This window comes from Microbacterium sp. ZXT2-5 (assembly GCF_055329545.1).
In genome coordinates this window covers 829,924-839,842 of the sequence record NZ_JBUZWD010000002.1, presented here as the reverse complement: position 1 = coordinate 839,842, position 9,919 = coordinate 829,924, and the positions used below count along the sequence as shown (strand labels likewise).

Genomic DNA, 9,919 nt, shown 5'->3' with positions numbered 1-9,919 from the left:
CGGACACCCATTACACGGAATGGCCACCCAACGCAGGGTGGCCATTCCGCGTTAACACGGTGGATTGCCGACGCAGAACGCATCCGGGAGGATCGAAGAATGGCAGAGCAGGAGCCGCGCGACGATCGACGCGCGCCGCGCGATCGACCCAGCAGCGGGAGGCCCTCGTCAGCGAGTTCGGACCGCAAGCCGTATGCAAAGCGTGACGGCGATCGGAAGCCGTACGCCAAGCGCGACGGCGACCGCCCGTACGCGAAGCGTGACGGTGATCGGAAGCCGTACGCCAAGCGCGACGGTGACCGTAAGCCGTACGAGAAGCGCGACGGCGACCGTCCCTACGCCAAGCGCGACGGTGACCGGAAGCCGTACGAGAAGCGCGACGGCGATCGGAAGCCGTACGAGAAGCGCGATGGCGACCGCAAGCCGTACGAGAAGCGTGACGGTGACCGTCCCTACGCGAAGCGCGACGGCGACCGCAAGCCGTACGAGAAGCGTGACGGCGACCGTCCGTACGCGAAGCGTGACGGTGACCGGAAGCCGTACGAGAAGCGCGACGGCGACCGCAAGCCGTACGAGAAGCGTGACGGCGACCGCCCCTACACGAAGCGCGACGGCGACCGTCCCTACGCCAAGCGCGACGGTGACCGCAAGCCGTACGCCAAGCGCGACAGTGACCGCAAGCCGTACGAGAAGCGCGACGGTGACCGCAAGCCGTACGAGCGCAGCGCGCGGCCGACGCGCGGCGGGGCGGACCGGCCTGACCGCGCCGTCCGCGAGGGCGAGATCCGTCCGGTCCGTCCGCGTCACGACGACCCGGTCATCTCCGATGACGTCACGCCGCAGGATCTGCCGCCGTCGGCGCGCAACGAACTGAAGACACTGAGCAAGGAGAATGCCGAGCAGGTCGCGCGTCATCTCGCCATGGCGGCGCAGCTGATCGACGAGGATCCCGTGCTCGCGCACCAGCATGCCCTGTCGGCGTCGCGTCGCGCGGGCCGGATCGCAGTGGTGCGCGAGACGCTCGCGATCACGGCGTACGCGACGGGCGACTTCGCTCTGGCGCTGCGCGAGTTGCGCACCTACCGCCGCATCTCGGGCAAGGACGACCAGATCGCGCTCATCGTCGACAGCGAGCGCGGTGTGGGACGCCCCGACCGTGCGCTCGAGGTGGGTCGGTCGGTCGACCGCTCCGCCCTCGACACCGCCGTCCGCGTCGAACTGGCGATCGCCATGTCCGGCGCCCGGCTCGATCTGGGCGAACCGGAGCGCGCGCTGCAGGAGCTCGACATCCCCGAGCTGGATCCCGACCGCGCCTTCGAATGGAGCCCGGGACTGTTCGCCGCGCGCGCCGCGGTGCTCGAGGAGCTCGGCCGTGCGGACGAAGCGGCTCAGTGGCACCGCCGCGCCATGGTCGCCGGAGAGGCGCTGGATGCGGCATCGGGCCTCGGCGATCTCGAGACCGTCTTCGTCGAGGAGGTCCTGGAAGAGGAATCCCTCGAGGACGACGCCGGCCGGGACGACGCCGAGTCCCTTCCCGACGACGCCGACGCCGGCGCCGACGAACCCGCCGGTGCTGAGGCATCCGTCGCCGACGAGGTGAGCGAGATCCTCATCGAGGCCGGCGTCGACGAGCCGGCGGCGGACGAGGCCGACCGCTGATGGCGCTGTTCGGGCGCCGCGCGGTGACGCGCGCCCCGCTCGACGGGGTCGACGTCGTGCTGGCCGACCTCGACGGCGTGGTGTACGCCGGCGCCGGGGCACTGCCGTATGCCGTCGAGAGCCTGAACCGCGCCCGCGACGGCCGCGTGCTCGCGTACATCACCAACAACGCGTCGCGGACGGATGCCTCGGTCGCCGGGCATCTCAGCGAACTCGGCCTCGCCACGGCGCCGCGTGACGTGGTGACCAGTCCGCAGGCCGCGATGCGACTGCTCGCCGACAAGATCGAGCCCGGCGCGACCGTGCTCGTGGTCGGCGGCGACGGTCTCGTGGTGGAGGTGGAGAAGGCGGGTTTCGTCGTCACGCGCAGCGCGGACGACGCCCCTGCTGCGGTCGTGCAGGGCTTCGCTCCCGAGGTCGGGTGGCTGCAGCTCGCCGAGGCGGCCTTCGCGCTCAAGACTCCCGAGGAGGAGGGCGGCATCCCCTGGGTGGCGACCAACACCGACTGGACGATCCCGCAGTCGCGGGGCGTCGCGCCGGGCAACGGCACGCTGGTGTCGGCGGTGCACACCGCCGTCGGCCGGCTCGCGACCGTCGCGGGCAAACCCGAGGCGCCGATCTTCCACGAGGCGGTGGCGCGCTTCAGGGCGCGGCATCCGCTCTTCCTCGGCGACCGGCTCGACACCGACATCCTGGGAGCCAACCGCGCGGGCATCGAATCCGCCCTCGTGCTGACGGGCATCGACCGGCCGAAGCACGTGCTGGCGGCGCCGGAGGGCTCGCGTCCGACGTACATCCTGGGCGACCTGCGCGAACTCCACGAGCCGTACCCGGAGGTGCACGTGAAGGACGGCGTCGCGAAGGTGCGCGATGCGCGCGTCGCGATCGACGGGGCCGACATCCGCATCCTGAGCGCCGGCGACCGGCCGATCGACCTCGTGCGCGCGGGCGCGGCGGCGATCTGGTCGACCGGGCGTGCGATCTTCGGGTTCCGCGTGCCCGAAGAGCTCTACGCCGATCCGTTCCACCGCCCCTGACCGCTGCTCGCCTCCGATCAGCGCGTGCGTGAGCGCGAGGCGCTTCGCGGTAGCGTCGCGGCACCGACGTATCCTGGGGACCATGGATCAGCCCCGAGAGCGTGAGGACGAGACCGGCGACCTGCTGTCGACACTCGAGGTGATCGAGGCGCAGCCGCTGGCCACGCGCGCCGCGGCGTACGACACGCTGCACGACACCCTCGCCCGTCGCCTCGAGGCGAGTCCCGGCACCGGGTCATGACGAGCCGCCTCGACGCCGCTCTGGCCGCTCGAGGTCTCGCGCGCTCGCGGACGCACGCTGCGACGCTCATCGCCGAGGGGGTCGTGACCGTCGACGGACGCCCCGTGGTGAAGGCCTCGATGCCCGTGGCCGACGACAGCGTGATCGAGGTCGCCGCCGCCGACCACTACGTGAGCCGTGCCGCCCACAAGCTCATCGCCGGCCTCGACGCCTTCGAGGTCGACGTTCGGGGCCGGCTGGCGCTCGACATGGGCGCCTCGACCGGCGGCTTCACGCAGGTGCTCCGCGAGCGCGGCGCCGCGCCGGTGATCGCCGTGGACGTCGGGCACGGTCAGCTCGCGGCATCCGTCGCGGCAGACCCTGCAGTGAGATCGGTCGAGGGCTTCAACGTGCGGTACATGACCGCGGCGTCCCTCGCCGAGGCGAGCGGGATCGCCGATGCGCCGTCCGTGATCACCGGCGACCTGTCGTTCATCTCGCTGGGCCACGTGCTGCCCGCCGCCCGCGCGGTCGCTGCCTCCGATGCCGACCTCGTGCTGCTGATCAAGCCGCAGTTCGAGGTCGGACGCACGGCTGTGAAGGGCGGACTCGTCACCAACCCCGTGCTGCGCGCCGACGCGGTCGCACGCGTGCTGTGGGCGGCGTGGGACGCCGGGCTCGGCACGTGCGGCCTGGTCTCCTCCCCGATCGCGGGCACGCACGGCAATTCGGAGTACATCGCCAACCTCGCGCCGGGCCGGGGGAGCAATCCGACAGAATGGTTGAGCACTGTGAACCGACTGGCGGGGAGCCGATGAACAACGCCGACGCACGCGCCGAGCGCAGCATCCTGGTGGTGGCGCACGCGCATCGCGCCGACACGGTGGCCTCCGCCGAGCGCGTCGTGGCCGCCCTCCGCACCGCCGGGGCGACGCCCGTGCTCGCCCCCGACGACAAGCAGGAGCTCGTCGACGCCGGCTCGCCGCTGGGCGATGTCGCGGTCCTCGGCGTCGACGTGCCCGTCCCGCACATCGAGCTGGCGATCGTGCTCGGCGGGGACGGCACGATCCTGCGGGCGGCCGAGCTCGTCCGAGACGGCAGCGCGCCCGTGCTGGGCATCAACATGGGCCACGTGGGCTTCCTCGCCGAGATCGAACGCGACGACATGGATGAGGCGGTGCGGCGGGTGATCGCCCGCGAGTACGAGGTCGAGGAGCGCATGGCGCTCCAGGTGCGCGTCAAGGACACCGGCGACTCCGTCATCTACGAGACCTGGGCGCTCAACGAGGCGACGGTCGAGAAGGCCAGCCGTGAGCGCATGCTCGAGGTCGTGGTCGAGATCGACGGCCGCCCGCTGTCGACCTTCGGCTGCGACGGCATGGTCGTCTCGACGCCGACCGGCTCGACGGCCTACAACTTCTCCGCCGGCGGACCGGTGATCTGGCCGACCGTCGAGGCGATCTCGGTCGTTCCGCTGTCGGCCCACGCGCTCTTCGCCAAGCCGCTCGTCGTCGGGCCCGAGCACGCGGTCGCCATCGAGGTGCTCGAGCGCACGAACGGCACCGGCATCCTCTGGTGCGACGGGCGCCGCTCGCACGATCTGCCCCCCGGCGCGCGCGTCGTGGTCCGGCGGTCCGATCGTCCGGTGCGCCTCGCGCGCCTGCACCCCTCCCAGTTCACCGATCGCCTGGTGCGCAAGTTCCGGCTCCCGGTGGAGGGGTGGCGCGGTCCCGCCGCGATCACGGGTGTGCTGCCGGTGCGCACGGCGCCGGAGACGGATGCCACGCCCGCCGCCGGCGCGGAGGCGCCGCTGTGATCGAAGAGATGCGGCTGCGCGACCTGGGCGTCATCGCCGAGGCGACACTGCCGATCGGGCCGGGCTTCACCGCCATCACGGGTGAGACCGGCGCGGGCAAGACGATGGTCGTGACCGGCCTCGGGCTGCTGCTCGGCCAGCGGGCGGACTCCGGCGCGGTGCGCGCCGGAGCGTCGCAGGCCACCGTCGACGGCGTGTGGATCGTGCCCGAGGAGGGCCCGGTCGCCTCGCGCGTTCGCGAAGCCGGCGGTGACGTCGAGCCCATCGGCGGCGGGCGTGCCGAGTTGTACGTCGGGCGGTCCATCTCGAGCGAGGGCCGCGGCCGGGCATCCGTCGGCGGCCGCGCCGCGCCGGCGGGCGTGCTGGCCGACCTCGCCGAGCAGCTCGTCGTCGTGCACGGGCAGTCCGAGCAGCTGCGGCTGCGCTCCGCGGCGGCGCAGCGCGACGCGCTGGACCGGTTCGGCGGCGAGGCCGTCCACACCGCCCGCGACGCGTACCGGCGCGCCTACGAGCACTGGCGTGCGGTGGATCGCGAACTGTCGCAGCTCACCGACGACCGCGACGCCCGGGCGCGCGAGGCGGACGAGCTGCGGGCGCAGCTCGCCGAGATCGAGCAGGCGGCGCCCATGGCGGGGGAGGACGCCGACCTCGCGACCCGCGCCGAGCGCCTCGCCAACGCCGAGGAGCTGCGGCTCGCCGCCGCGTCCGCGCACGACGGCCTCTCGGGCGACGGCGACGTCCCCGACGCCGGGTCCCTCCTGGCCGAGGCCCGGCGCGCGCTCGAGCGCGTCCACGACCCCGTGCTCGAGGAGCTCGCGGGGCAGCTGGCCGACGTGGGCTACCGCGTGGCCGACATCGCCGCGGCCCTGGCCGGGTACCTCGCCGATCTCGACGAGTCCGGCCCGCACGAGCTGGCGGCCGTGGAGGAGCGCCGCGCCGTGCTCGCGGGCCTCGTGCGCACGCACGGCACCCTCGACGCCGCGATCGACCTCCTCGACACCGGCTCGGCACGCCTGGCCGAGCTCGACGACGACGGCGAGCGCATCCAGCGGCTGACCGAGGAGCGGGAGGCCGCGGCATCCGTCCTCGACGACGCGGCGGCCGTCCTCACCGCCGCCCGCACCGACGCCGCCGCGCGCCTGGGCGCCGCCGTGACCGACGAGCTGCGCGCGCTGGCGATGCCCGATGCGCGGCTCGAGGTCGCCGTGACGCCCGGCGCCGACTCGACCCACGGCCGGGACGACGTCGCGATCCTCCTCGCGCCGCATCCGGGAGCGGAGCCCCGCCCGGTCTCGCGCGGCGCGTCGGGCGGCGAGCTCAGCCGCGTCATGCTCGCGATCGAGGTGGTGATCGCCGCGGTCGACCCCGTGCCGACGTTCGTGTTCGATGAGGTCGACGCCGGCATCGGCGGCGCCGCCGCGATCGAGGTCGGCCGCCGGCTCGCGCGGCTCGCCCAGTCGTCGCAGGTGATCGCCGTCACCCACCTCGCGCAGGTCGCGGCGTTCGCGGCCAACCACCTCACCGTCGTGAAGGCGAACGACGGCTCGGTCACGGCATCCGATGTCCGTCGCCTGGACGGCGCCGATCGCGAGGCCGAGATGGCGCGGCTGCTGTCGGGCATGCCCGATTCCGACGCCGCGCTCACCCACGCCCGCGAGTTGCTCAGCCTTCGCTCGGATGCGAACGGGTGAGCGCCCCGGCGCCCGCGTGTCCTCCGCTCCCGCGAAGCTCAACGAAACACCGCCTGATAGGATAAAAGCCCGTGATGCAGACTTCTGATTCTTCCCACGGCGACTCCCAGAGCGACACCACCAAGCACATCTTCGTGACCGGTGGTGTCGTTTCCTCTCTGGGCAAGGGCCTCACCGCCGCCAGCCTCGGGAACCTGCTGACCGCGCGGGGTCTGCGCGTCGTGATGCAGAAGCTCGACCCGTACCTGAACGTCGACCCGGGCACGATGAACCCGTTCCAGCACGGCGAGGTCTTCGTGACCGACGACGGCGCCGAGACCGACCTCGACATCGGCCACTACGAGCGCTTCCTCGACATCGAGCTGAGCCAGGCCGCCAACGTCACCACCGGCCAGATCTACTCGCAGGTGATCGCCAAGGAGCGTCGCGGCGAGTACCTCGGCGACACGGTGCAGGTGATCCCGCACATCACCGACGAGATCAAGCGGCGCATGCGCCTGCAGGCGACCGAGGAGCCCCGCCCCGACGTCATCATCACCGAGATCGGCGGCACGGTCGGCGACATCGAGTCGCAGCCGTTCATCGAGTCCGCCCGCCAGATCCGCCACGAGCTCGGCCGCAACAACGTGTTCTTCGTTCACGTCTCGCTCGTGCCGTTCATGGGCGCATCGGGCGAGCAGAAGACCAAGCCGACGCAGCACTCCGTCGCCGCGCTCCGCTCGATCGGCATCCAGCCCGACGCGCTCGTGCTGCGCAGCGACCGGCCGGTCACCGAGTCGAACAAGCGCAAGATCGCGCTCATGTGCGACGTCGACGAGGGCGCCGTCGTGAACGCCGTCGACGTGCCGAGCATCTACGACATCCCGTCGATGCTCAACGAGCAGGGCCTGGACGAGTACATCGTGCGCGCGCTCGGACTGTCGCGTGCCGGCGACGTCGACTGGTCGCGCTGGCAGCGGGTGCTCAACGCCGTGCACAACCCCAAGCACGAGGTGACCATCGGCCTGGTCGGCAAGTACATCGACCTGCCGGACGCCTACCTCTCGGTCACCGAGGCCCTCAAGGCCGGCGGGTTCGCCCAGGAGACCCACGTCAGCATCCGCTGGATCCCGTCCGACGAGTGCGAGACACCGGAGGGCGCCGCCAAGGCGCTGGGCACCCTCGACGGCATCGTGATCCCCGGCGGCTTCGGCATCCGCGGCATCGAGGGCAAGATCGGCGCGCTGAAGTTCGCGCGCGAGCAGGGCATCCCGACGCTCGGCATCTGCCTGGGCCTGCAGTGCATCGTCATCGAGTACGCCCGGCACGTCGCCGGCATCGAGGACGCGTCGTCGAGCGAGTTCGACCCCGACACCGAGCACCCGGTCATCGCGACCATGGAGGAGCAGGTCGACATCCTCGACCGTGGCGACATGGGCGGCACCATGCGCCTGGGGCTGTATCCCGCCGAGCTCGCCGAGGGCTCCATCGCCGCCGAGGTGTACGGCGCCCGGCGCGTCTCGGAGCGCCACCGGCACCGCTACGAGGTCAACAACCGCTACCGCGAGCAGATCGCCGAGGCGGGACTGGTGTTCTCCGGGATCAACCCCGACCTCGACCTCGTCGAGTACGTCGAGCTGCCGCGCGACGTGCACCCGTACTACATCGCGACGCAGGCGCACCCCGAGCTGCGCTCGCGCCCCACGAACGCGAACCCGCTGTTCCGCGGCCTCGTGGGCGCGGCGCTGGAGCGTCACCGTTCGAGCGAGCTGTTCGAGGTGGAGCCCTTCGAAGAGGTTCAGGAACCGGTCGCGTGACCGGCGGACGGATGCCGCAGCCCGGCGCCTCCGAGACGACCGGGGCGCTCCTGGCCGACGAGCCCGTCGACGCGACCGTCCTCGAGAGCGAGCGCGTCTACGAGGGCCGCGTGTGGGATGTGCGCAGCGACACGGTCGCCTACGGCGACGGGAGGATCGTGCGCCAGTACGTCGATCACCCCGGCGCCGCGGCGGTCGTGGCGGTCGACGACGAGAGCCGCGTGCTGCTGATCCAGCAGTACCGGCACCCGATCCGCCTGCGCGACTGGGAGGTGCCCGCCGGTCTGCTCGACGTGGCGGGTGAGACGCCGCTCGAGACCGCCCGTCGGGAGCTCGCCGAAGAGGCCGACCTGGTCGCCGACTCGTGGGAGCCGCTGCTGAGCATCTTCACCACGCCGGGCGGGAACGACGAGGTCGTGCACCTGTTCCTGGCGCGCGGCCTCTCGCCCGCCGGCGAGGTGCACGCGCGCGAGGACGAGGAGGCCGACATCCGCCTGGAGTGGGTGCCGCTGACCGACGTCGTCGCCGGCATCTTCGCCGGACGCCTTCGCAATGGCATCATGACCGTGGGGGTGCTCGCCGCGGCCGAGCGGCTGCGCGCGGCACAGGGGGCGCCGACGCCCTGACCTGCCGGTGGTGCAGGGCAGGGCACGGGTCGCCCCGGGACGAGGGCGGACGGACATGCGGATCGATCGTGCGGTGGACGCGTACCTGCGGCACATCGCGGTCGAGCGCGGGCTGTCCGAGAACACGGTGGCCGCGTATCGCCGCGACCTCGCCGGCTACGCCGGCTGGCTTCGCGAGCAGGGCGTCGAGGAGACCGGCGAGGTGACCGCGGTCATGCTCGGCAGCTTCGTCGCCGACCGCGCCGCCGCTCAGCCGCCGATGGCTGCGTCGTCGCTGGCGCGGCTGCAGTCGTCGGTGCGCGGGCTGCACCGCTTCCTGGCGCGGGAGGGCATCGAGACCGCGGACCCTTCCGCGAACCTGCGCCCGCCCAAGCAGCCGAAACGACTCCCGAAGGCGCTCACGATCGAGCAGGTGGAGAAGCTGCTGGATGCCGCGGGGCCGCCTCCCGCGACCGGCTCCGATGCGACCGGTGCCGCGGGTGGGGCGACCGGCGACCTGGTGGGGCTGCGCGACCGCGCGCTGCTGGAGCTGCTCTACGCCACCGGCGCCCGCGTGTCGGAGATCGTGCAGCTCGACGTCGACGACATGGCGCACGGCGACGTGCTGCGCGTGCGCGGCAAGGGGTCGAAGGAGCGGATCGTCCCGGTCGGCTCGTACGCACGGGCCGCCGTCGACGCCTACCTGACCCGGTCGCGGCCCGAGCTGTCGCGTCGCGGGCGCGCCACGCCGCGGCTCTTCCTCGGCGCGCGCGGCGCGCCGCTGTCGCGGCAGAGCGCGTGGCTCGTGATCCATTCCGCCGCCGAGCGCGCCCACCTCACGGCGCACGTCTCGCCGCACACCCTGCGGCACTCGTTCGCGACCCACCTGCTGCAGGGCGGGGCCGACGTGCGGGTGGTGCAGGAGCTTCTCGGGCACGCGTCGGTGGCGACCACGCAGATCTACACGTACGTGTCGGTCGACGCGCTGCGCGACGTCTACGCGACGTCGCACCCGCGGGCGCGCTGACGACTGGCGCGCGAGCGGCTCGATCCGACAGACTGAGCCGCTGGGTCGCCCGCCGGGCGGGCGCCGCG

Annotated in this window: 9 protein-coding genes; all 9 read left to right on the top strand. The window is 72.7% G+C overall.

Features of this window, described 5'->3' with window-relative positions:
- The first annotated feature begins 99 nt into the window (after positions 1 to 99).
- The 9 genes from ACZBH1_RS17485 (at position 100) to xerD (ending at position 9,851) form a co-directional block, all read left to right on the top strand.
- The gene (locus ACZBH1_RS17485) at positions 100 to 1,659 is read left to right on the top strand and encodes a primosomal protein (protein ID WP_463647054.1); all 1,560 of its coding nucleotides are present in this window, start codon (positions 100 to 102) and stop codon (positions 1,657 to 1,659) included.
- Positions 1,659 to 2,696, top strand: coding sequence for an HAD-IIA family hydrolase (locus ACZBH1_RS17480; protein WP_463647053.1), 1,038 nt, complete (start codon positions 1,659 to 1,661; stop codon positions 2,694 to 2,696). The genes ACZBH1_RS17485 and ACZBH1_RS17480 overlap by 1 nt, the downstream gene beginning before the upstream one ends.
- A gap of 82 nt (positions 2,697 to 2,778) precedes the next feature.
- The gene (locus tag ACZBH1_RS17475) at positions 2,779 to 2,937 is read left to right on the top strand and encodes a hypothetical protein (protein WP_336397690.1); all 159 of its coding nucleotides are present in this window, start codon (positions 2,779 to 2,781) and stop codon (positions 2,935 to 2,937) included.
- A complete protein-coding gene (locus ACZBH1_RS17470) occupies positions 2,934 to 3,734 on the top strand; it encodes a TlyA family RNA methyltransferase (protein WP_463647052.1) in 801 nt (266 codons plus the stop codon). Before ACZBH1_RS17475 ends, ACZBH1_RS17470 begins: the two co-directional genes overlap by 4 nt.
- Positions 3,731 to 4,732: an NAD kinase gene (locus tag ACZBH1_RS17465; protein WP_336397692.1), complete on the top strand. Its 1,002-nt coding sequence runs from the start codon at positions 3,731 to 3,733 to the stop codon at positions 4,730 to 4,732. Before ACZBH1_RS17470 ends, ACZBH1_RS17465 begins: the two co-directional genes overlap by 4 nt.
- Positions 4,729 to 6,423: a DNA repair protein RecN gene (gene recN / locus ACZBH1_RS17460; protein WP_452324205.1), complete on the top strand. Its 1,695-nt coding sequence runs from the start codon at positions 4,729 to 4,731 to the stop codon at positions 6,421 to 6,423. Before ACZBH1_RS17465 ends, recN begins: the two co-directional genes overlap by 4 nt.
- A 74-nt stretch (positions 6,424 to 6,497) precedes the next feature.
- Positions 6,498 to 8,219, top strand: a complete 1,722-nt coding sequence (gene pyrG, locus ACZBH1_RS17455) for a CTP synthase (RefSeq protein ID WP_336398045.1) — start codon at positions 6,498 to 6,500, stop codon at positions 8,217 to 8,219.
- Positions 8,216 to 8,845, top strand: a complete 630-nt coding sequence (locus ACZBH1_RS17450) for an NUDIX domain-containing protein (protein ID WP_336397694.1) — start codon at positions 8,216 to 8,218, stop codon at positions 8,843 to 8,845. Before pyrG ends, ACZBH1_RS17450 begins: the two co-directional genes overlap by 4 nt.
- Positions 8,846 to 8,900: 55 nt before the next feature.
- Positions 8,901 to 9,851: a site-specific tyrosine recombinase XerD gene (xerD, locus tag ACZBH1_RS17445; RefSeq protein WP_463647051.1), complete on the top strand. Its 951-nt coding sequence runs from the start codon at positions 8,901 to 8,903 to the stop codon at positions 9,849 to 9,851.
- Positions 9,852 to 9,919: the final 68 nt, after the last annotated feature.

Bases quoted from the DNA above. Each gene is read 5' to 3' on its own strand.
- ACZBH1_RS17475 (WP_336397690.1), top strand. From the start codon at position 2,779: ATGGATCAGCCCCGAGAGCGTGAGGACGAGACCGGCGACCTGCTGTCG.
- ACZBH1_RS17465 (WP_336397692.1), top strand. From the start codon at position 3,731: ATGAACAACGCCGACGCACGCGCCGAGCGCAGCATCCTGGTGGTGGCG.
- xerD (WP_463647051.1), top strand. From the start codon at position 8,901: ATGCGGATCGATCGTGCGGTGGACGCGTACCTGCGGCACATCGCGGTC.
- ACZBH1_RS17485 (WP_463647054.1), top strand. From the start codon at position 100: ATGGCAGAGCAGGAGCCGCGCGACGATCGACGCGCGCCGCGCGATCGA.
- pyrG (WP_336398045.1), top strand. From the start codon at position 6,498: ATGCAGACTTCTGATTCTTCCCACGGCGACTCCCAGAGCGACACCACC.
- ACZBH1_RS17470 (WP_463647052.1), top strand. From the start codon at position 2,934: ATGACGAGCCGCCTCGACGCCGCTCTGGCCGCTCGAGGTCTCGCGCGC.
- ACZBH1_RS17480 (WP_463647053.1), top strand. From the start codon at position 1,659: ATGGCGCTGTTCGGGCGCCGCGCGGTGACGCGCGCCCCGCTCGACGGG.